This is a genomic window from Chryseobacterium sp. KLBC 52, from assembly GCF_003347605.1.
In the GTDB taxonomy this organism is placed as follows: domain Bacteria; phylum Bacteroidota; class Bacteroidia; order Flavobacteriales; family Weeksellaceae; genus Chryseobacterium.
Map to the genome: position 1 here is coordinate 73,902 of NZ_QDFZ01000018.1, position 21,592 is coordinate 95,493.

General features: G+C 36.8%; 18 protein-coding genes. 7 read left to right on the forward strand and 11 right to left on the reverse strand.

Translation table 11 applies throughout. From position 1 onward, the window contains the following. Positions 1 to 167 precede the first annotated feature (167 nt). The 3 genes from DDF69_RS18015 (at position 168) to DDF69_RS18025 (ending at position 4,095) form a co-directional block, all read left to right on the forward strand. Positions 168 to 1,172: a zinc metalloprotease gene (locus DDF69_RS18015; protein ID WP_114822000.1), complete on the forward strand. Its 1,005-nt coding sequence runs from the start codon at positions 168 to 170 to the stop codon at positions 1,170 to 1,172. Between the two features lie 391 nt (positions 1,173 to 1,563). Further along, the gene (locus DDF69_RS18020; RefSeq protein ID WP_114822001.1) at positions 1,564 to 2,577 is read left to right on the forward strand and encodes a zinc metalloprotease; all 1,014 of its coding nucleotides are present in this window, start codon (positions 1,564 to 1,566) and stop codon (positions 2,575 to 2,577) included. Positions 2,578 to 2,685: 108 nt separating this feature from the next. Further along, positions 2,686 to 4,095, forward strand: coding sequence for a phosphatase PAP2 family protein (locus DDF69_RS18025; RefSeq protein ID WP_114822002.1), 1,410 nt, complete (start codon positions 2,686 to 2,688; stop codon positions 4,093 to 4,095). A gap of 190 nt (positions 4,096 to 4,285) precedes the next feature. On the opposite strand, the gene DDF69_RS18030 is transcribed toward DDF69_RS18025, so the two are convergent. Further along, positions 4,286 to 6,151: a M1 family metallopeptidase gene (locus DDF69_RS18030; protein WP_114822036.1), complete on the reverse strand. Its 1,866-nt coding sequence runs from the start codon at positions 6,149 to 6,151 to the stop codon at positions 4,286 to 4,288. Positions 6,152 to 6,257: 106 nt separating this feature from the next. Next, positions 6,258 to 8,627: an outer membrane beta-barrel family protein gene (locus DDF69_RS18035; protein WP_114822003.1), complete on the reverse strand. Its 2,370-nt coding sequence runs from the start codon at positions 8,625 to 8,627 to the stop codon at positions 6,258 to 6,260. Between the two features lie 236 nt (positions 8,628 to 8,863). Here DDF69_RS18035 and DDF69_RS18040 point away from each other — a divergent pair, with 236 nt between their 5' ends. Together DDF69_RS18040 and DDF69_RS18045 are read left to right on the forward strand one after the other, a co-directional pair. Further along, positions 8,864 to 10,186: a sensor histidine kinase gene (locus DDF69_RS18040; RefSeq protein WP_114822004.1), complete on the forward strand. Its 1,323-nt coding sequence runs from the start codon at positions 8,864 to 8,866 to the stop codon at positions 10,184 to 10,186. After that, entirely contained in the window at positions 10,176 to 10,862 is a 687-nt protein-coding gene (locus tag DDF69_RS18045) for a response regulator transcription factor (RefSeq protein ID WP_114822005.1), read from the forward strand. The genes DDF69_RS18040 and DDF69_RS18045 overlap by 11 nt, the downstream gene beginning before the upstream one ends. 4 nt (positions 10,863 to 10,866) lie before the next feature. Here DDF69_RS18045 and DDF69_RS18050 read toward each other — a convergent pair whose 3' ends face one another. The 9 genes from DDF69_RS18050 to DDF69_RS18090 all read right to left on the reverse strand — a co-directional run bounded on the left by DDF69_RS18050 (position 10,867) and on the right by DDF69_RS18090 (position 19,422). Further along, complete coding sequence (locus tag DDF69_RS18050) at positions 10,867 to 11,694, reverse strand: endonuclease/exonuclease/phosphatase family protein (protein WP_114822006.1); 828 nt, start codon at positions 11,692 to 11,694, stop codon at positions 10,867 to 10,869. Between the two features lie 66 nt (positions 11,695 to 11,760). Beyond that, positions 11,761 to 11,964, reverse strand: a complete 204-nt coding sequence (locus DDF69_RS18055) for a hypothetical protein (protein ID WP_114822007.1) — start codon at positions 11,962 to 11,964, stop codon at positions 11,761 to 11,763. Continuing rightward, positions 11,961 to 13,223 (reverse strand): S8 family peptidase, encoded by a 1,263-nt coding sequence (locus DDF69_RS18060; protein WP_114822008.1) that lies wholly within the window; start codon positions 13,221 to 13,223, stop codon positions 11,961 to 11,963. Before DDF69_RS18060 ends, DDF69_RS18055 begins: the two co-directional genes overlap by 4 nt. A gap of 11 nt (positions 13,224 to 13,234) precedes the next feature. Beyond that, positions 13,235 to 13,813, reverse strand: a complete 579-nt coding sequence (locus DDF69_RS18065; protein ID WP_114822009.1) for a hypothetical protein — start codon at positions 13,811 to 13,813, stop codon at positions 13,235 to 13,237. Then, positions 13,813 to 14,508, reverse strand: coding sequence for a hypothetical protein (locus DDF69_RS18070; protein ID WP_114822010.1), 696 nt, complete (start codon positions 14,506 to 14,508; stop codon positions 13,813 to 13,815). Before DDF69_RS18070 ends, DDF69_RS18065 begins: the two co-directional genes overlap by 1 nt. Positions 14,509 to 14,523: 15 nt before the next feature. Beyond that, positions 14,524 to 15,411 (reverse strand): DUF2589 domain-containing protein, encoded by an 888-nt coding sequence (locus DDF69_RS18075; protein WP_202971506.1) that lies wholly within the window; start codon positions 15,409 to 15,411, stop codon positions 14,524 to 14,526. Between the two features lie 518 nt (positions 15,412 to 15,929). Continuing rightward, positions 15,930 to 17,870 (reverse strand): M1 family metallopeptidase, encoded by a 1,941-nt coding sequence (locus tag DDF69_RS18080; protein ID WP_114822011.1) that lies wholly within the window; start codon positions 17,868 to 17,870, stop codon positions 15,930 to 15,932. An 84-nt stretch (positions 17,871 to 17,954) separates the two neighbouring features. Next, a complete protein-coding gene (locus DDF69_RS18085; RefSeq protein WP_034695744.1) occupies positions 17,955 to 18,836 on the reverse strand; it encodes an SDR family oxidoreductase in 882 nt (293 codons plus the stop codon). A gap of 175 nt (positions 18,837 to 19,011) precedes the next feature. After that, entirely contained in the window at positions 19,012 to 19,422 is a 411-nt protein-coding gene (locus DDF69_RS18090) for a DUF1573 domain-containing protein (protein ID WP_114822012.1), read from the reverse strand. A gap of 159 nt (positions 19,423 to 19,581) precedes the next feature. Between DDF69_RS18090 and DDF69_RS18095 the strand changes: the two genes are divergently transcribed. Continuing rightward, positions 19,582 to 20,835, forward strand: a complete 1,254-nt coding sequence (locus DDF69_RS18095; protein ID WP_114822013.1) for a sensor histidine kinase — start codon at positions 19,582 to 19,584, stop codon at positions 20,833 to 20,835. 12 nt (positions 20,836 to 20,847) lie between these two features. Beyond that, positions 20,848 to 21,531: a response regulator transcription factor gene (locus DDF69_RS18100; protein WP_114822014.1), complete on the forward strand. Its 684-nt coding sequence runs from the start codon at positions 20,848 to 20,850 to the stop codon at positions 21,529 to 21,531. Positions 21,532 to 21,592 lie beyond the last annotated feature (61 nt).

The following is a 21,592-nucleotide window of genomic DNA, read 5'->3' on the forward strand; positions in this document are numbered from 1 at the left end:
TAGTAGATTAATTAAAATTAATTAAAATTCAACGCATTTCTAAAATCATTAAATTAAAACCAACAACATTCGGAAATATTTAACACAATCGTAAACAAATACGAAAATCATTTGCATATTAATTTTAAATAATATAATTTCACATCCTCAACCTAAATGATTTTGATATGAAAAAACTATTATTTGGAGCTTTTATGCTCACAGTAATGGCTGCATGTAACAATGACAGCATTACCAATCAAAATGAAAACACAACTGACGAAGCTGCAATTTCTGCTGGCTTAGCTCAAAGAGGCTGTGCTTCTGAGGAAATCAGACAGGAAGCATTGAAAAAAAGCCCTGAACTTCAACAAAGATTCGCGGCATTAGAAAGCAATACAGAAAAATTCGCCAATGATGTGAAATTCGGAAAAGTTCTTGCTGATGGTACTGTAGAAATCCCTGTTGTCGTAAACGTCATTTACAAAACTACAGCTGAAAACGTTTCTGATGCAAGAATTGCAGAGCAGATTGCGGTATTGAATGCAGATTATTCAGGCACCAACAGTGATGCCAATAAAATCCCGACTGAATTCCAAACCGTAAGTTCAGGTGATACAAAAGTAAAATTCAGATTGGTAAATACCGTTAGAAAATCCACTTCAAAAACAAGCTGGGCAACTAATGATGATATGAAAAAAGCATCCAAAGGAGGAATTGATGCTACTAATCCTACCAATTATTTAAACTTATGGGTTGTAGGCAAAATGACCAGCCAGGGCCGTACTATTCTTGGATACGCGACTTTCCCTGAATCTGCAGGTTTATGGAATGATGGTGTTGTAATTGCAGCTCCATATTTTGGAAAGACAGGAGCTTCTTCTCCTTTCAACCTGGGAAGAACTGCAACACATGAGGTAGGTCACTATCTGAACTTAAGACATATCTGGGGAGATGCCAATTGTGGAAATGACCAGGTAAGTGATACCCCTACACAAACTACTGCTAATTATGGGAAACCTTCTTACCCACTCTATAATACTTGCAGTGGCGTACAAAGATCTGTAATGTTTATGAACTATATGGATTATGTAGATGATGCGGCCATGTTTATGTTCTCTGCAGGACAAAAAACAAGAATGCAGTCTGTAGTAGCTTCTTCTGGCGCAAGATCCGGATTGAGAGTGTATTAAAATTAAAATATTTTTACATATGTAAAGTCTGTCTCAGGTTTGAGACAGACTTTTTTTGTATCTGCACTCATTTTCAGCACACAAATGAAAATATTGAAATCAAAGGTTCTGAATTCGTTTTAAAAACAATATTACTGAGATTTATTATAAAAAATATTCTATAAAAAATATAAAAATGATAAAATTATTTACCAATAAAATACACTTGAATGTGAAATATAAAATAAATAATAGAATTTAACTAAAATTCAATACATTTTAAAATTAATTGATTTTAATTCAATCAAATTGACTAAAAATTAAGTATTCATTAAATATTTACAGAAATAATTTGCATATTAATTTTAAATGATATAATTTCACGCCCTCAACCAAATTATATTATAACGATATGAAAAAATTCCTATTTGGAGCCCTGATTCTGGGCCTTATGTCGGCATGCAACAACGACAGCTTAACCAACCAAAACGAGACTTCTCCGGATCAGGATAACACTGTTCCGAGCGCTCTTAAAAGAGGTTGTCCGTCAGAAGAAATCAGACAGGCAATGCTTCTGAAAAACCCTGCACTCAAACAAAAAATGGCTGATATTGAATTCAGTACTGAAAAGTTTGCAGAAAATCTTAAAGTGGGAAAAGTTCTTGCCGATGGAACTGTTGAAATCCCGGTTGTTTTTAACGTCATTTACAACACTTCCGCTCAAAATGTTTCCGATGCAAGAATCGCAGAACAAATTGCAGTCCTTAATGCCGATTATGGTGCTACCAACTCTGATATCAACAAAATCCCTGTTGCATTCCAGCCAGTCGCAGCGGGTGATGTAAAGATCCGTTTCAAACTAGTCGCTACCAACCGTAAGCAGAGCACAAAAACAGGCTGGAGATCTGATCTGGAACAAATGAAAAAAGCCAGTACCGGAGGTATTGATGCTACTGATGTCAATAAAAATATGAATATCTGGGTAGTTAATTCAATTCTTGACGAAAACAACCAACCTGGAACTCTAGGCTACGCATATTACCCTGAAAATGCAGGACAATGGTATGATGGTCTTGTAATAGGCTATCAGTATATAGGTAAAACAGGTGCTTCTGCCCCGTTCAATTTAGGAAGAACTGTAACGCATGAAGTAGGACATTACCTGAATCTTCCACACCTTTGGGGATCATCCGATGCTGGATGCCAGACAGATTACTCCAATGATACTCCTACATCTCCCGGCCCTAACTACGGAAACCCTACCTACCCTCTAAACAGAGTTTGTGGTGGTGTAAGCCGTTCTCAGATGTTCATGAACTATATGGATTATGTAGATGACAAATCTATGGTGATGTTTTCTGCCAACCAGAAAACAAGAATGCAGGCTGTGGTAGCTGCTTCCGGACCAAGAGCGGGGTTAAGATAACCAATAACCTCAGTTCAAATATTATAAAAACATTAAAATAGTCTATCTCAATTTTTGGGATAGATTTTTTTAATATTTTTACGCGATTTAAATTTCAACACCACTAAGATGAAAAAAATAGCATTAGCATCAGGAATACTATTGCATTTATACTGTATTAAAGCTCAGGATACGATCCAAATTAAAACACAGGATACGATACCCTCCAGAAATCTCAAAGAAGACCTGGCAATGATCAGTTCAGGAAATTCTATTCAGCAGAAAACTCCTTTTTTCAAAAAAGAATGGGTAAAAAAATCGGTAGCTCCGGCTCTTCTTTTTACTGCAGCTGCTGCAACATGGGGAGAAAAAGAAAATATACGTGAAGTAAGAAACCGATATCTGCCCAACTTCAAAGTAAAATATGATGATTATCTTCAATATGCTCCTGCTGCAGCTGTTTACGGATTAAAACTGGCAGGCGTAAAGGGCCGTAATAATTTGGGACGGGCAACTTTATCTTATGGTACCAGTTTAGCCATCATGGCGATTTTAGTCAATTCCATTAAATATACTGCAAAAGTGGAACGTCCGGATGGATCCAAAAATAACTCTTTTCCCTCAGGACATGCGGCAATGGCTTTTACCAATGCCAGTTTTCTACATAAAGAATATGGTTTGGTAAATCCTGCCTACAGTATTGCAGGATATGGTTCAGCCACTCTTACAGGGCTTGGGCGAAATTTAAACAACAGACACTGGGTTCCGGATATTCTGGCTGGTGCAGGTATCGGAATTATATCAACGGAACTGGGATATTTCTTTATTGACAAAATTTATAAAAACAAGGGTGATAATTTAAGTATTTTATCCAGGATACAGGGTAACAATTATCCATCTTTTCTCTCTTTAAAAATGGGAACTGCGTTGGGCACCACTAACTTCCTGAGGGAATCTGAACTGGATGATAAAAAACAAATTGGTTTTGAGGGAGGATTGGAAGGAGCTTACTTCTTTTCAAAAAAATGGGGTGTGGGTGCAGATGTGTCTTTCAGCAGCTTCCCGATTAAATCTCAAAGAATAACATTTGATGACGAACAGGATTTTGGCAATCACGAAATCAAAACACAATCCATGGGATTCCTTTCTGCAGGTATTGGACCTTATTTTTCTCATGAATTATCAGATAAATGGCAGCTTACTGTAAAGGTAACCGGAGGATATGCTGCAACAGCAAGTGGAAAAGTATTTTTAAAAGGAAACGATATTGATGCTCCCAACAATGAACTTCAGATCGCCAGATACAAACCCAAACCGGCTTTCCGCTGGAATACAGGAGCTTCCATGACCTATAAGTTCAATCCGGGATTAGGCCTTACTTTCTATACAGATTATAATAAAATCAACTCTACAATTCAATATTCCTTCAGCGATGAGATCAAGGAAAGTGAAGAACTGGATCAGGAACTGAACAACCTGATTGCTAAGGAAAAAATCAGTTATATTACATTAGGCTTAAGATTAACTGCCTACTTTTAAAAATACAAAAGAGGCTGTCTCAAAAGTGTCATTCTGAACACAGACTGAAAGTCTGCGAACGAAGTTCATAAATATAGTGAAGAATCTCAATTGACTATTAATAAGATTCTTCCTTCGTCAGAAATCGAAGATTCGACGTAGTCAATGACAAAAGCCAATTATTTGACTTTTGGAACAGCCTCTTTTACTTTTATAGGTTTTTACGGTTGTCATCCGGAGTATAATCCATAAAGATATCTCCGTCCAGCTGTACAGATTTTACTTTTTTCTTAATAGGAATAACAAGATCGGTCAGTTTCTGATCTTTTTCCCACACTGAAGGTGAAAAATGCAGCCTTTCCGTAGTACCGTCATCATAAGACAATATTGCATCAAACGGAATGGCAAAACCTCCTACATTCGCTACGTTGATGGTAAGCATGTCATTCATCTGGGATGCTCCTGTTACTTTTAAGTCAATATAATTATTGGTATAAAACCAATTGTGGAAAAACCAGTTCAGGTTTTTTCCTGATCCTGTATTCATAGAATTAAAATAATCCCATGGAACCGGATGTTTCCCATTCCAGTTGTCCATATAATGGTGCAATGCTTTTTTGAAGAGTTCATCTCCCAGATAATCTTTCAAAGCCAGATAAGACAATGAAGATTTTACATAAGAGTTGTTTCCGTATCCGGCACCGCTCACCTGTGTACTCATCGTGATCACCGGTTGATCCTGCTCTGCAGAAGGATCATTGATCCATTTTTTAACACGGAAGTTTTTATAAAATTCTTTAGCTGCCGCCTCACCGTTTTCATCAATTCCTATAAGATATTCCAGCGTGGTCGCCCAGCCTTCATCCATAAATGCATATCTTGTTTCATTGATTCCCATATAGAAAGGGAAATAAGTATGGGCAATCTCATGATCTGCCGTCAACCTGGCATCATTAAGATCATCAGGAATACTGGTATCATTAATCATCATAGGATATTCCATATCTGCATATCCCTGAATAGCCGTCATTACATTGTAAGGGTATTCTACTCCCGGCCAGTTTTTTGAAAACCAATCCAGGTTATAGCGCATCCAGTCTACATAATGTTCAAAATCTTTTGCTCCGTTTTTATATCCTGCCTGAACACTGGCTCTTTTTGTTTTTAACTGAACACTGGCAGCATCCCACACATAATGGTTACTCATCGCAAAACAAAAATCTGTAATATGATTTGCTTTAAATTTCCAGACATTCCACTTGTTCTGCTTTGTTACTTTTCCGGACTTCATTTCCTGTTCTGTGGCAATATGCATCAGCTTATCGCTTTTCAGGGAGGCTTTATATCTTTTTAAATATTGAGGCTGAAGTACAGCTTCCGGATTCAGAAAATCTCCGGTTGCCCAAACTACATAATTTTTTGGTGCGGTGATAGCAAAACTGTAATCATTGAAATCATTGTAAAATTCCTGTCTGTCCGAATGCTGAAGCATATCCCATCCATTGTAATCATCGTACACAGAAATTCTTGGAAAAGAGTAGGCCACATAGAAGGTTTCAGGATCAATCTGTCCTTCTCTTCCACTCTGAACCGACAATGGATATTCCCACTCTATTTTAACCTCAGCTTTTGACTTAGATTTGAGTGCTGATTTTAATTTTACTTTTTCAACAGTACTCCAATCATCACTGTTGATCTCATATTTTACATTGTTTACAGTAAAAGACTTAATTTTCAATCCGGATGAAAGAAAATCTTTGGATACAAATCCCGATCTTGGCGACTGTGGCTTGTGAAGGTTATTCACAAATCGGATAGCCAGTTCATTCAGGTTATCCGGACTGTTGTTGGTATAAACAATAGTTTCTTTTCCTGAAACTATTTTTGTAGCAGCATCTACTTTCACCTCTACATTATATACTCCTTTATTCTGCCAGTAGTTTTTTCCTGGCGCTCCGGAGATATCACGTGTTCCTCTCTCGTACGCTTTTTTGATATTCCTCGGCATATACAATTCCTGAGCTGACAATTGCAGTAAAGAAACTGCGATCAGCATTCCGGAAAAAATTTTCTTCATAGCGATCTTTTTAAAGATAGGCATCAAAAATAGCGAAAATGTACCATCAGACGGCTATTCTTTCAAGATAATATTTCACTGCAATCAACTTTTATATTAAAATATTCTACAACCGATCCTGTTCGGCGGTCTTCTTAATGGTTTTTGCATTTTTAACCGATTGATTTCCAAAGTTGAATTTCAATGAAAATGTCACTCCCTGAGTATCGGAATAATCAAGAAAATAATTATCCTGATTTGCATATTTTGTGCTGACCTTCTGCTCTGTGGATCTGAAAATATCGCTAAAAACAAGACTGGCTTCCAGTTTTTTACCAAAGAATTTTCTATTCATTACAAAATAGGCTGACCATAGAGAAGATATTCTGAAGGTTCCCTGTATACCGGGAGAATAGTAGCGGTGTCCCATTTCCATTTTCCAGTCGCTGTTTTTATCCAGCGTAAAGCTTGTTGAGATGTTTGAAACCCAGTTCCAGACTTTATTTTTATACAACATTCCATCAATTCCTATGAAATAATTCTCGTTGTGCTCAAGATTTTCAGAAAGGATAATATTCCACCAGGATTTCACCTGGAAATTTTTGTATAAGCTGATTCCGAAAGCTTCTCCTTTCTCAATATTGGTAAAATAATAAATCAAACTGTTGGTACTTGGCTCCTGATAAGAGATTTCCATGGACGGATATATTTCTTTTCTGTAGTATACATCCAGATTCCAGTCTTTCCAGGAATAAGTAAGATTGAGGTTATGGGTAATGGTGGCTTTTAATTTTGGGTCTCCCTGATAATAGGAAAAAAGATTATAATAAGATTTTGCAGGATTCAGCCATGAATAAGAAGGTCTACTGATTCTTTTCCCATAGGAGAACCCAAATTCCTGTTTGTTTTCTGTGGTATATTGTGCATAAAACGTGGGAAAGAATTTCCAATAGTTACTTTTATTCAATTCATAAGGTTCTGAGACTTCCCCTTCAAGATTGGTCATTTCTGCACGAAGTCCACCTTTGAAGCTCCATTTCCCGATATTGTAGGCTAATGATGAATACAGGGCAAAATTGTGTTCTTTATAATCAAAAATACTGCTCTTTTCCGGCCGGTATTGTAATACCCCGTTCTCATTATCGGAGAAATCAAGTTGGCTGATTGTCTTTACAAAACTATATTTCGTACCGGATTCTATTTCCAGCTTATCCCCTTTCCACTGATAATCAAATTGAGTGGAATACAGCTGAACATCGGCTTTATTCTGTGTGAGGAAATTATCTTCTTTCGGTGGCTGTCCGGCAAAGTTCAGGTATGTAATTACATTCTGGTATTTATCCACATTATTTCCGGTAAAATAATTGATCCATGAAAGACTGCTTTTCTTATTCAGCTTACGATCTATCTGAAAACTTACCGAGTTATTGATGGAACGGGAACGGTGATCATTGATCGTCGTATAATCAGATTCCACTATATCCTGCTGGTTATAGATCAATGTAGGAACATGATAAGTTCCGAAGGATTTTGGAGAAAAATACCCTGAGTAGTTGAGGCTTAGATTGGTCAGGCTGTCCAGTTCATATTCCGCATTAAAATTCAGGGTATTCTGGTTATTGTTTTTATCCTTCCTGTTCATAGTACTTACCCATCGGGTTTGGCTTTCCGGATAGTTTACATAGTCTGTTCCTTCCCGGTAGTACGTTCCCAGCCCTTTATAATAGCTTCCCATTAAAGAAAGTTTATCTTTTTTGTAATATTGAGAGAGACCAAAAACGCCTTTTGCATATTGTGTCTGCACGTATTTGGATGAAAGAATACCGCGGTAGCCTTCAATTTTATTCTTTTTCAGAACGATATTCAATACTGCGCTTCCTGAAGCTTCATATTTGGCAGGCGGATTGGTAATCACTTCCACAGATTTCACTTCATCTCCCTGTGTATTTTCCAGAAGATTTTTAAGCTCATCCCCTGTCAGCATTACTTTTTTATCATTAATTGTCACCAGAATTCCTATACTTCCCTTTACACTCAGTACACTGTTGTTGATGGTAACACTGGGTGTATTTTTTAGAATTTCCCAGGCATTGAGTGAGGAAATATTACTGTTTTCCACATTAAATTCCAGACGGTCTACCTTTCTTTTCACTAAAGGTTTACGTTTCGTCATTACCACCCCTTCTATTTCCTGAGATTCTTTTTTAAGAATGATATTCAGAGATTCAGACTCTTTTAAATCCACTTTTTTCTCAAATAAAGAATATCCCTGATTTTTAATGACCAGTTTTATATTTTCCTCTGAAATATCTTCCAGTACAAATTTCCCATTATCATCTGTTTTTAATTCTTTGATTAATGTATTCTGAGCATTATACACTTCCACCTTTAGAGAGGAAAGCTTTTCGTTTTCGGTATTCATCACTGTTCCTCCGGCTTTTTGTTTCTGGGCAAGAATCAAGATGGGAAAACACAAAAGAAAAAGAATTTTATACATGGTTATTTTTTTATCTTCTCCAACAAAAACTATTGTTCTGTTCTATGGGGACAAAATTCTGTATTGACTGGAAAAAACACGGTTAACAGAAGGTTAATGATGGGTTAATGTCTTTTATGGTATCAAAACATCCAGATCCAAACGGATGGATGAAGCTGTTCAAAACTATGGTTAATGGAAGGTTAATAACAAAATAATCATTTCCGGAAAATGACTAAAGTTTTATCTTTGTTTTAATGATAGCCAAGAGTAAAATTCTCATCCCGGTTTTTGCCGCTCTATTCCTGCTTTTATTGGGAATCCAGGTTTATTTTATGTATAAAACCTACCAGGTAAAAGAGAGGGATATCTACAGATCTGTGAATGATGGGCTTACCAATTACACAGACAATCTTGAAGACATCCAGGAGGCTAAAGAAAGAAATGATGATTCTCTTCAGGAAATCATTATACAGTATCATAATAAGGAGATCAACAAAAAAGATTTTCTCCGTTATTTCATAGAAAACAGGAAATCTGCCAGAGAAAGACTGATTCATTATATCGACAGCCGTTACCAAAAAGACGGTTACGAAATCTCCGCAAGAATACGGTATCTTTCCATTGTCCACCTTCCGGACAGCTCAAAAGTAATTACCGAACCTATTGTTATTTTTGAAACGCAGGATAAGCTAAAAAATCCACGCATTGCCAGTAACGGAAGCTGGGAAACCTCAACCACCAAAAGAAATGATACAGATAAAGGTCATATTGAAAAAAAGAATACCTTTCTTGTAAAAACCCAGACAGATTTTGAAATCCGAAATATAAAAAGTATTGTTTTCAAAGAGCTTACCTTATTGATTATCTGCTGCATTATTCTTCTTTCAGGAGTTCTTCTGCTTTATATTTTCACGATCAGAAATCTTATTCAGCAGCAGAAACAGGTGGAAGTTCTCCACAACATTGTGGATAACATTTCGCATGAGTTTAAAACGCCTATCGCTACTTTAAAAATAGCTTCGAAAGCATTAAAAAAAGAGTGGAATCCTGAAACGCTTCCTCTTATTGACAGGCAGATTTCACGCCTTGAAAGCCTGATGTTTCAGCTTCATAAAGATGAAATCCCAGACGAAATGACCGCTATACAACCTGAAGACTGGAACTTTTTTATTCAGGATTTATCTGTTACTTATTCAGACATTGATTTTAACCTTGAAAATACAGTTTCACAAAAGCTTCCTTTTGATAAAAACCTGATGGAAACGGTCATTAAAAACCTTTGTGAAAACAGTGTAAAATATGGAGCATCGGTTATTACAATAGATGTCCGTAACCGTTCTCAACAATTAGAATTTGAAGTTTCCGACAATGGTCAGGGCATGGAAACAAAAGAACTGAACAATATCTTCGAAAAATTCTACAGAATACAGAATAACAATATTCACAATAGCAAAGGGCTTGGGCTGGGACTTTATTTCGTTAAAAAAATCATTACAAACTATGGTGGAAAAATAGAAGTTTCCAGCCAGCTTCATACAGGCAGTACTTTTAAAATATCAATTCCTTATGAAAACTAAAATCCTTCTGGCAGAAGATGATCCGGATTTCGGAATGATTCTTAAGCAGTATCTTGAATTGGAAGATTTTGAAGTCAGTTGGTTTCAGAATCCGGAAGATATCGTACCATTGGTTCAGGCTGATTTTCCCTTTCAGATAGGAATTCTGGATGTGATGATGCCCAATATAGATGGTTTCTCGCTGGCGAAAATGATTATCAAAGAAAGAAGTAATTTCCCATTGTTATTTTTAACGGCTAAAAATCAAAAAATTGACCGGTTGACCGGATTGAAAATAGGTGCCGACGATTATATTGCGAAACCCTGTGATCCTGAAGAACTTGTTTTACGAATTAAAAATATTCTAAAGAGAACACTTCCCGCCGTTACGGAAAGCCAGATAAAAATAGGAGAATTTTCACTGGACACCACTAAACTTCTGTTGTCACATCCTAACGGAAACAACCGTCTGACCATACGAGAGCAAGAGCTTTTGCTGTATCTTCTGAAACATAACCGATCCATCATTACAAGGGATAATATTCTGGATAATCTCTGGGAAACCAATGATTATTTTACAGGAAGAAGTCTGGATGTTTTTATCAGCAGGCTTCGTAAATATTTCAACAGTGATCCCCAAATAAAAATCCAATCCCTGAGAGGAATTGGATTTGAAATTGATTTTCCAACCAATTGATTTTTTATAGGGATAGATTCACAATCACCGGAAAATGGTCTGACGGATACAAGAGGTTTTCTCTTCTGTCATTGATGTGTCGGTGAGATCTTATTTTAAAACCTTGTGTAAAAATATAATCGATTCTGTCTTTTGGAACTTCATTCACATTGAAGCCTGTGAAAGTTCCTACCGGGCCATAATGCTTGGTTTCTGAGTGATAAAAAGTATCTTTCATATTTTGGGAAAGAATTTTAATCGGTTCTGAATCATCTGTCAGGTTAAAATCTCCGCTTAGTGTCACCGGAAGATTCTTTGGATTCAGTTCTTTGATTTTTTTCAGGATCAATTCGGAAGATTTTACTCTTGCTACATTTCCAATGTGATCAAAATGAAGATTCATAGCCAGAAATTCTTTCTTCGATTTTTTATCTTTAAATACGGCATAGGTACAGATTCTGTTCAGTGCTGCATCCCAGCCTTTTGAAGGTTTTTCCGGAGTTTCAGATAACCAGAACGTCCCGGATTTTACAATTTCCAGTTTGGTTGTATCATAAAAGATGGCAGAAAACTCTCCTTTTTCTTTACCGTCATCTCTTCCTACTCCGATATAGTCATAGTTTTTTAAACCTGCTTTAATATCTTTCATCTGCTCCGGAAGTGCTTCCTGTACTCCGAAATAATCAGGATGATAGTACGTCAATAAATCGGCAACGTCCTGTTTTCTTTTTGGCCAGGCATTATCTTTATCCGACTCTACATTCAGTCTGATATTAAAACTCATTACGGTAAGGTCTTGTGAGAATCCTAATGCAAAAAACATCAGAAACACCATTGAAAATCTGAAATTCATATGTTATTTTATCATTAAGAGACAAAAATAAAACTTCTCTGCGACAGAAAAGCCTTATTGATGTGATTATATTGTTAAATTATCTTTTTCTTCTTCTATAGATATAAAATACTCCTGAAATTCAGACACCAAAATGGAAATATCACTTTCTAGCTTTACAACACCAATGGTTTTGTAGTGAGCAGCCAGCTTTATGTCTTTGCTTTTGAGGAGAACTTCAAGCTTTTTTAAATTTATATCTTTCTTTAAAACTGCGAGGTAAGTGATCATAAGTATATCTGTACTAAACCGTTTCCAATATCTCTGTATTTTATGCCTTCAATAGGTCTTGCTTTGCTTTCAATCAGTTCCCAGATCTCTTTTGCTGATTTATCGGGAAACTGTTCCATATACAAAGCGGCAAGCCCGGAAACATGGGGTGCTGCCATACTTGTACCGCTCATGCTGTAGTACAAATTACTTTTATTTTTTGCATTTTTAGGATACGAACTGATAATGTCAACTCCCGGAGCACAGACATTGATACTTCCTCCTGTGGACGGATTGAGGCCGGCATTTGAAAATCTCGCGATCTTCATCTGAGCATCAATGGCTCCTACGGCCATAATTGATTTTGAATTGGCCGGCATTGAAACAGGCTGCGGAATCTGCGGTCTGTTACTGTCATTTCCAGCCGCGGCTATAATAAGACAGTTATTTTCCAATGCTCTTTCCCCAATGGTTTCAAAAAGAACGGAAGGCTGATCATCTAGCCTCACCGGAGATGCCAGTGAAAGGGATAGTATTCTGAATTTTTTCGTAATTGCCCAGTCTATCGCATCAATGACACTGCTGGTAGTTCCTCTTCCATTGTCTGCGAGCACTTTTGCTATTTTCAGGTTGCAGTCTCTGGCAATTCCGTACCGCTTTCCGTTATCACTTCTTGTATTTCCTGTAGCTACTCCTGCGCAGTGTGTACCATGTCCGTTGGGATCTCTGCTCCAGTCTTCACCATCTATGAAAGATTTTCCTTCAATTTCTTCAGCTGAAAAATCCGGGTGAGAAGTTTCAAGGCCGGTATCGAGAATACAGACATCAATTCCTTTTCCTGTATAGTTCGCATTTTCCAGTCCGATTGCTTTTAATCCCCATTCCATTTCAATGAATGATTTTTGAGGCAAAGGTTTGCTGGTGATATATTTTTCAAGTTCTGAAATTTTTTCTGAGAGTCCAGCAGACTGTTTTTTGAGTTCATTAATCAATTGCAATTCATCTGCAGGAAAAAATTCCCTCTCTTTTTCGTAGTATACAATAGAGTTTGACTCATCTTTCACGGCACTTTTCAATTGATCTTCATCCATATTATCCACCACAAGAACTCCCAGGTTTTTGTAAAGCACACCATTGTCCTGATCAATGATTTCATAAGAACGGTTTTCTTTGGAGAGAAATTCTGAAGAGGTGATATTCACTTCCAGTTCTTTCTCTATTTTTTTGAGTGCTGTTTTCTGCTGATTCTGCAACAGAACGATATATCTTCCGGTTTCCATAATAATCTTTTTTAAATTAATTTCAGAAATACCTTTTCCAGAATAAGAAAAATATCCTCCGGAATAATGGTCAGTCTGAGTTTTTTATTAATTCCTGATATGGCTGTATTCTGCTCAACCAGTGAAGTCCAGAAACGTTCAATTTTGGGAACGGAATTCATGTCTTTCAACTTTTCATCGTCCAGAATACCGTTCTGATATAATGAGACAATGATTCCTGAAATAAGTTCTTCCGCATCCTCAAGTTTTTTATTTTCCCTGGCATAAATTTCCATGAGAATACCATAAATACTTTCCATTCCGTTGAATGAGAATCCTCCGAGTATTTCCCTTCTCCCATTCATTATTTTCTCCATTTTTATAGGATTAAAACCTTTTTTAACGGTGGAAATCATATTCATAATTTTCAACACCTCAGATTCGTGGCTGGTGTTTCCTTTAGTACGGAAATATTCCAGAACTTCGTTGAGAAATGCATCAAACCTGGCATCAAAGTCAAATGATTTTGACAGGTATAAAGCCTGAACCTCATTGAACTGTTCCAGCAATTCTTTGATTTTCTGTACCGTAAAGTGAATAAGTTCCTGCATTACTCAAAAGTTATCTGTTCTATCTCGTTGCCGTCTTTATCTTTATAGGACACAATCCTGATTCCTTCCTCCTCCATTTCTACATGAAGGTTGATGAATAGTTTATCTTTATCTTCTGCTGCACTGGTGTTAGGATCTATGTAAATGCTGTTCAGTTTTGCATTCACCAACGTATATTTATTCAAAAGAACCTTTGAAAAAATTTCTTTCAGTTCATCAGTTTCTTCTTCTGTTCCTTCCTGAGGTCGGAATATTCCGGAATTAAGAAGCTGCATTTTCTTTCTGAGATCCAGTTTAAGAACTTCAGTGGCTGGGAGCTGTCCGAATTTCTGATCATTTTTTTCCAGTTTACTGAACAGGGTTTTAAACTCTTCAGTTTGAATCTGCCTTTTATTTATTTCAGGAATATTAAATTTCTTCTCCTTATTCACCAGACGGATTCTTTCATTTATTTCTGTCACAAACTGATCTTCATTCAGTTTAAAATTATACTTAGAATCTGAATCTATATCTGTGATTTTGATCGGAATATCCATCTTTACACTGGGCAGCGCATAACGCGGAACCTTGAAATATTTAAGGTATTCATGACGGGCGTACTCTTTGGCAATAAGAACCGCATTTTCGTCTGCTTTTTTACGAGCCTGAATTATCTCGTTGTTGAGATAATCCAGGTAATCTGATAGTTTTATCATCTTTCGTAAAATCTGTTATTGTGAAAGAAGTCCAAGCACTTTCTCAAGCCCTGCAGGCATTTCATCATTGGTGGCACGTACTTTTACCCCAAGAGAATATTCTTTTTCCACTTTGATTCCTGTACTGGAAGTTCTCTTATAAGATACATCCACTTTAAATTTTACAGGTCCCCATCCACCTGATACTCCGGCATTGATCCCGAATTCATCACTTACGTCTTTTGTGTATGTAGAATTAAGCTTAACATTAAAGTCTACTTCACAGGTTTCAATCCTGAAACTCGGAACATTCAGTAGCGCAATAAAAGGCACTGAAATTTCTACATCATTCGGAATCGTTTTTGGGTTGGTAGCACTTACCGGCTCATCTTCTTTAAAATCCGGGTTCGGAATATTTTTTTTGTATTTGAATTCTGCCATTCTCAGTTTTTTAGGACTGGCAGCATTGGCTGGATCTGTAAGTTCGAACCCAACTTCATTGATGAAATTTACGGTGGCAATAGAGGCATTAGACTGTGCTTTTACACAGGCATCCAACGGTCCGCCAATAATAGTTGCAAAGTCAATACTTCCCAATTCTGCGGCAAAATCTGCGCTGGCTGCATCAGAAGTTCTGAAAATTTCTTCATCAGCAGCTATTTTACCTGCAATCATTTTCATAATTTCTGAAGATGCACCGGAGAAAGATTTTTCCCATTTTTCATCATAGCTTTTTTTGAATTCGTCTACGATGGCTAATAATTCTTTATTCGTCAATGAACTCAGTTCTGAAGTTTCAACTCCCGATACCTTTTCATAGACTGCCGGGGTAAGAACTTTTTCTACTCCTGATAAAAGGTCAATTAACTCATTTTTTGTTTTTTTGGCGTGGCTTGCTTCAAGCACCGATTTTAATGTTTCCATGTTTTTTGTTTTGATTAATATTGTGAGACAAAATTATATCACTGACTACCAAAACATTGTAGGGAAACCCCTCTACTTATCCCGGAAAAACACCCTAAAAATAAAAAGCCTGAACTTACTGTGGTAAGTTCAGGCTTTTGTAATGCATATAGCAAATATTTATTTTATAGACGCAAAGATCATATTAACTATTATTATTCTTAAGGAAGCTAAGAAAGCAACAAAGTTGCTGATGAAGCTGTATGGATATGCTTACGCTTAGAAAGAATCAATAAAGTTGATTCCATCTTTGCTCCCTTAAAAATTCAGCATTAAATTTTAATCTTTGCGTTAAATTTAAAGGTAATTATATACAATTTTACATTAATCTGCTATCTTACTTATTATTATCACTCTGTCATTCTGAATGTAACGGAGTGAAATGAAAGAATCCAGGTTTTATGTGAGATTCTTCCTTCGTCAGAATGACAATGGCGTAAAATTGTATATAGTCGGCAATTTAAATAGATTCAACGTTTCTATGCCGGCGTTTTACTGTTGTTTTCCAGATTAACATCCGGGACAACAGAATCCGGATCCAGTTTTACCTCATCAATTTCCTTGCTGGAATCTACCTTGAATGTCCATTCAGTATTTCTTTTCCAAACTTCAACAGGAATTTTCATTGTCTGCGCAGTTCCATCTTTGAATTTGATCTGTACAGTTGTAGGCATTGGCAGCTGGCCAATATTTTCAACCGTAATCTGAACTCCGTTTTTAAAGTTTCCGTTTACATATTGTACGTTCTTAACTGACTGATCAATTTTCCATTTATTAAAGAACCATCCTCTCCAGAACCAGTTCAGTTCTTCTCCGGAAACGTTTTCCATTGTATGGAAGAAGTCCCATGGCGTCGGATGTTTAAATGCCCAACGGTCAATATAGGTTCTGAATGCTTTATCAAATTTTTCAGGGCCCAGAATTGTTTCTCTTAAAACTTCCAATCCTGTTCCCGGCTTATAGTAAGCCAAAGCTCCGATACTTCTTTCTTTCATATTATCAGGTCCTACCATTACAGGCTCAAGATTATCAGTTAACAAATACGTTCCTGATCGTGCCAGATTCGGTTTACGGTAATATTCTCCTTTATTGAAAGCTTCAGTTGAAAGTCCGTTAATGAATGTATTGAATCCTTCATCCATCCAGGCAAATAATCTCTCATTAGATCCTACGATCATAGGAAACCAGTTGTGTCCGAACTCGTGGTCGGTAACGCCCCAAAGATCTTCCCCTTTGGAATCCATATGGCAGAAAACAATTCCCGGATATTCCATTCCACCTTCATTCCCTGCAACATTGGTGGCCGCCGGATAGGTATATTCATACCATTTTTTGGAATAATGTTCTATAGCTGCTTTTGTGTATTCTGTAGATCTACCCCATGCTTTATCACCGGCACTCTCCGCAGGATAAGCTGAAATAGCCAGAGATTTTTTTCCACTAGGTAAATTGATTTTTGCAGCATCTAAAATAAATCCTGCAGAAGATGCCCATGCAAAATCTCTTGTCTGATTAATTTTAAATTTCCAGGTTTTTGTTCCTGAAGTTTTATTTTTACCGATTTCAGACTCAGGACGGATCATTACCGTTTTATCGCTGTTTCTGGCCTCGTTCCATCTGCTGATTTCTTCTTTGCTGTACACTTCTTTCTCATTCAGAAGTTCTCCGGATGCCACTACATACTGATTGGCAGGCACTGTAATATTGGCTGTAATATTCCCGTATTCCAAATAAAACTCTGAAGCTCCAAGGTAAGGTAGCGTATTCCATCCCATGACATCATCATATACACACATTCTCGGATACCACTGTGCGATAGTAAATATTTTACCGTTTTTAGTATCCTGAATTCCCATTCTGTCTGACCCATAATCAGGAGAAATAAATGAATATTCAATTTCTATTTTTGCAACTCCACCATTGGCTTTTAATTCCTTTGGAAGATCAATCTGCATTCTCGTATCACTAATGGTATATTTTACTTCTTTTTTACCGTCAAGTTTAACTGATTTAATGGTATAGCCACCATTAAACTCTTCTCCATGAGCTCCATTTCGGCTTCCAGAAAGCGGAACTACCCCATTTCCTCTGGAATCTTTTGCAAACAGGTTCTGATCCAGCTGCAGCCACAGAAAACCTAATTTGTCAGGGCTGTTATTGGTATAGGTAATTTCTGCTGTACCTGTAATCTCTTTTTTATCTTCATTCAGACTGACATTCAGATGATAATCTGCTGAATTCTGCCAATAAGCATGTCCCGGCTGTCCGCTTGCAGAGCGGGTTGCTGTACCTGTCTGCGGATAAAAGAACGGCTTAAATGCTTCTACGTAATCATATTTCGGAGTTTGCTGCGCATAGGCAGATCCTGAGAACAGAACCACGGCAAGCGTCGAAACAAGGGTTGGAAGTTTAAAATTCATTTGAAAAAGTATTATTTAGTGTATAGGTAAAAAAAACTCCCGGATTTGTTACACATCCGGGAGTTTTTTTAATATAAGTTTAATTTAATTCGATTTTTTTGCTTTAATCATCGCTTCTAACGCATCCCACATTTCTTTAGGAATTGCTTCAAGCATATTGAACTCTCCAGCTCCCTGAAGCCATTCTCCACCATCAATGGTTACCACTTCCCCATTCATATACGCTGAATAATCGGAAACCAGATAAGCCGCAAGGTTGGCAAGCTCCTGATGTTCTCCTACTCTTCTCAACGGAACTTTTTTCTTCATATCAAATTTTTCCTGAAGGTCTCCCGGAAGAAGTCTGTCCCAAGCTCCTTTCGTTGGGAAAGGTCCTGGCGCAATGGCATTGAAACGGATTCCATATTTTGCCCATTCTACCGCTAATGATCTTGTCATCGCCAGCACTCCGGCTTTTGCACAGGCAGATGGTACTACGTAGGCAGAACCCGTCCATGCATAGGTTGTTACAATATTCAGTACAGTTCCCGGAGTTTTAGAATCGATCCAGTGTTTTCCTACGGAAAGGGTACAGTTTTTTGTTCCTTTTAAAACAATATCAAGGATAGAGTCAAAAGCAGAGTGAGTCAGTTTTTCGGTGGGAGAGATAAAGTTTCCGGCAGCATTATTCAATAAAATATCAATCTTTCCGAATTCTTTCAACGTTGCTTCTTTCATCGCTTCCACCTCATCCCAGTTTCTTACATCACAAGCTACACAAAGCACTTTACCTCCGGTTTCCTCTTCCAGTTCCTTAGCTGTTCCCTGTAATTTTTCCAGATTTCTGGAAGTAATCACTACTTTGGCACCCAGTTCAAGAAAGTATTTGGTCATCGCTTTTCCAAGGCCGCTTCCACCTCCTGTTACAATTGCTACTTTATCTTTTAGTGCACCTTCGCGCAGCATAGGTTGTGTATATAGACTCATAAAATATTTTTTCTTAAAAATACTAAATATTGAAATGCAATCCTTTAAAATGGGTTGATAAATAATGCTACAAATAATTGTTCCTTATATTATTCTTAAAATAGATCAACTATGTAAAAAGAAAATAGCCTGATAACAATTACCAGGCTATTTTTTCATTTGTTAAAACAATGTATTAAGAAGCTACCACTCCTTTGAAAGAAAGTGTCTTAGGAGTTTTGCTGTCACTGGTAGTAACGTTTACCGTCTTCATAAATGGTCCAACTGCCGCCGCATTATAGCTGGCTTCCACAAATCCTTTTTTTCCAGGCTGGATAGGTGTTTTTGTATAATCCGCAGTGGTACATCCGCAAGAAGGCGCTACATTCTGGATAATGATTGGTTTTGAGCTTGTATTCGTAAACTCAAATCTGATCAATTTCGGTTTTCCCTGAGGAATATTTCCCACATCAATAGATTCTGATTTCCATTTAATAGCATCTGCAACCATTTTTACAATGGATGGAGCGTCTGTAGTCAATACATTAGCATAAAAAGGAGAGAATGCCAACACGGCCAAAAGAGCTGTAATTTTTAGTTTTTTCATGAGTATACATTTTAATATTTGAAACTGATTATTTTCTTTCGATATAGCAAATGTAAAGCAGACTGTGATTACAACTTGTTAACCGCTGTCTAACATTTGTTAATGAGTTGTTAATGATAAAAGATAAATAGATATTTTTGGATAATATTGTTTCAGGAAATGAAAATAAAAAGGCTCAATATTATCATCACACTGGGGTTCATTGCTATTATCGGAATTTTAATAGCACAATTGATGTGGACGATACAGGCTTATAATCTTGAAGATAAAAAGTTTAACCAAAAGGTCAATATTGCCTTAATGGAAGTTGCAGAAAAGCTCTCCGGAGGAAAAACATTCTATACCGAAAATCCTGTACAGAATATTGCCAATGACTATTATGTGGTGAATATCAACAATGAATTTCACCCCGTAGTGCTTGAATATTATCTGAAGACAGAATTTACCCGTTTTCAGATCAATACAGATTATGTGTATGCATTATACAATTGCCACAGCGATAAAATGATCTATGGAAAATACATGACCTCGCATCAGGAAAGCCCCAGCAATAAGGTGATCAATTTTCCGAAGCATAAAAATCTGATCTATTACTTTTCCATCCGCTTCCCGGACAAAACCACTTATCTGATCAGTTCATTGCGATTCTGGTATCTGCTTACATTTGCCCTTATCATTATTCTTTTGGTGTATGTATATTCTATTTATACGATCATCCAGCAGAAGAAGTTTTCGGAGTTGCAGCGTGATTTTATCAATAATATGACTCATGAGTTCAAGACTCCTTTATCCTCCATACTTTTAGCTTCGGAAGCGCTTAATAAACAGGAAATGGTACAGGAAAACTCTAAACTACAGACCTATACTTCCATTATTATCAATCAAAGTCACAAGCTCAATAGCCATATCGAGAAAATATTGAATATTGCGAAGAACGATGCGGCCGGGCTTTCATTAAAACCTCAAAAAATTCTGCTTCTTCCTTTTATTCAGGAAATTGCAGACAATGTGCAGCATAAAAACAAGGACCTCAGCATTGAGATCGATATTGAAAACAGTACTTCCGTAATGGCAGATGAATTTCACTTTACCAATATCATTTACAACCTGCTGGATAATTCCATCAAGTATTGTGAAACAAATCCTGTGATCAAAATTTCAGCCTATAAAGATTCAAAAGGCTTATATTTAAAGTTTAAAGACAACGGAATGGGAATTCCCGCTAAAAATATTCCTCATATTTTTGAAAAATTTTATCGGGTACATACCAAAAGAAGCGAAGAAGTAAATGGTTTCGGACTGGGATTATTTTATGTAAAAAAAGTCGTTCAACAGCATCACTGGAAAATTTCTGTGGAGAATAATGAGGACAAAGGAATTACTACAACACTCTTCTTCCCGTTTTCAAATTAATCATGTATAAGTATGGAGAAATCTAAAATTTTATATGCCGAAGATGACAAAACAATAGCTTTTCTGGTGGAAGACAGCCTGGAAAGTTATTATGATATCAGTTGTTATTCTGATGGTGAATCTGCATGGGAAGCATTTAACAGTCAGGATTTCGATATTTGTCTGCTGGATATCATGATGCCCGGCATGAACGGATTTGAGGTAGCACAGCGAATCCGTAGTAAAAATGCTGAGGTTCCGATTATTTTTATCTCTGCAAAAGCTTTAAAAGAAGACAGAATCAAAGGCCTTAAAATAGGGGCTGATGATTATCTGGTAAAGCCTTTCAGTATTGAAGAACTGATGCTGAAAATTGAAGTTTTCCTTAAGCGCACAAAGAAAACAGATACTTCTCTGCTCAAATATAAAGTTGGGAAATATGATTTTGATCCTAAAAATTACACCCTCCAAGGCATAGAAAACAGTGTTACCCTTACCCAAAGAGAATCTGATCTCCTTTTATATTTTATCCGCCACAAAAACCTGGTAGTCAAAAGACAGGAAATTCTGAGGGCCATCTGGGGAGATGATGATTATTTTATGGGACGAAGCCTCGATGTATTTATTTCCCGATTACGAAAAGTACTGGCTGAAGAGCAAAATGTTTTAATAGAAAACCTCCACGGAATAGGTTTCCGATTTTCTGAAAAAGAATAAATAGCCCTTAATTACTTTAAAACACAACAGCAAATGATGATTTTAATTAATTTTAAACTTT

Excerpts from the sequence above, each read along its gene's own strand:
- DDF69_RS18015 (WP_114822000.1), top strand. The coding sequence starts at position 168 with ATGAAAAAACTATTATTTGGAGCTTTTATGCTCACAGTAATGGCTGCA.
- DDF69_RS18020 (WP_114822001.1), top strand. The coding sequence starts at position 1,564 with ATGAAAAAATTCCTATTTGGAGCCCTGATTCTGGGCCTTATGTCGGCA.
- DDF69_RS18025 (WP_114822002.1), top strand. The coding sequence starts at position 2,686 with ATGAAAAAAATAGCATTAGCATCAGGAATACTATTGCATTTATACTGT.
- DDF69_RS18030 (WP_114822036.1), bottom strand. The coding sequence starts at position 6,151 with ATGAAGAAAATTTTTTCCGGAATGCTGATCGCAGTTTCTTTACTGCAA.
- DDF69_RS18035 (WP_114822003.1), bottom strand. The coding sequence starts at position 8,627 with ATGTATAAAATTCTTTTTCTTTTGTGTTTTCCCATCTTGATTCTTGCC.
- DDF69_RS18040 (WP_114822004.1), top strand. The coding sequence starts at position 8,864 with ATGATAGCCAAGAGTAAAATTCTCATCCCGGTTTTTGCCGCTCTATTC.
- DDF69_RS18045 (WP_114822005.1), top strand. The coding sequence starts at position 10,176 with ATGAAAACTAAAATCCTTCTGGCAGAAGATGATCCGGATTTCGGAATG.
- DDF69_RS18050 (WP_114822006.1), bottom strand. The coding sequence starts at position 11,694 with ATGAATTTCAGATTTTCAATGGTGTTTCTGATGTTTTTTGCATTAGGA.
- DDF69_RS18055 (WP_114822007.1), bottom strand. The coding sequence starts at position 11,964 with ATGATCACTTACCTCGCAGTTTTAAAGAAAGATATAAATTTAAAAAAG.
- DDF69_RS18060 (WP_114822008.1), bottom strand. The coding sequence starts at position 13,223 with ATGGAAACCGGAAGATATATCGTTCTGTTGCAGAATCAGCAGAAAACA.
- DDF69_RS18065 (WP_114822009.1), bottom strand. The coding sequence starts at position 13,813 with ATGCAGGAACTTATTCACTTTACGGTACAGAAAATCAAAGAATTGCTG.
- DDF69_RS18070 (WP_114822010.1), bottom strand. The coding sequence starts at position 14,508 with ATGATAAAACTATCAGATTACCTGGATTATCTCAACAACGAGATAATT.
- DDF69_RS18075 (WP_202971506.1), bottom strand. The coding sequence starts at position 15,411 with ATGGAAACATTAAAATCGGTGCTTGAAGCAAGCCACGCCAAAAAAACA.
- DDF69_RS18080 (WP_114822011.1), bottom strand. The coding sequence starts at position 17,870 with ATGAATTTTAAACTTCCAACCCTTGTTTCGACGCTTGCCGTGGTTCTG.
- DDF69_RS18085 (WP_034695744.1), bottom strand. The coding sequence starts at position 18,836 with ATGAGTCTATATACACAACCTATGCTGCGCGAAGGTGCACTAAAAGAT.
- DDF69_RS18090 (WP_114822012.1), bottom strand. The coding sequence starts at position 19,422 with ATGAAAAAACTAAAAATTACAGCTCTTTTGGCCGTGTTGGCATTCTCT.
- DDF69_RS18095 (WP_114822013.1), top strand. The coding sequence starts at position 19,582 with ATGAAAATAAAAAGGCTCAATATTATCATCACACTGGGGTTCATTGCT.
- DDF69_RS18100 (WP_114822014.1), top strand. The coding sequence starts at position 20,848 with ATGGAGAAATCTAAAATTTTATATGCCGAAGATGACAAAACAATAGCT.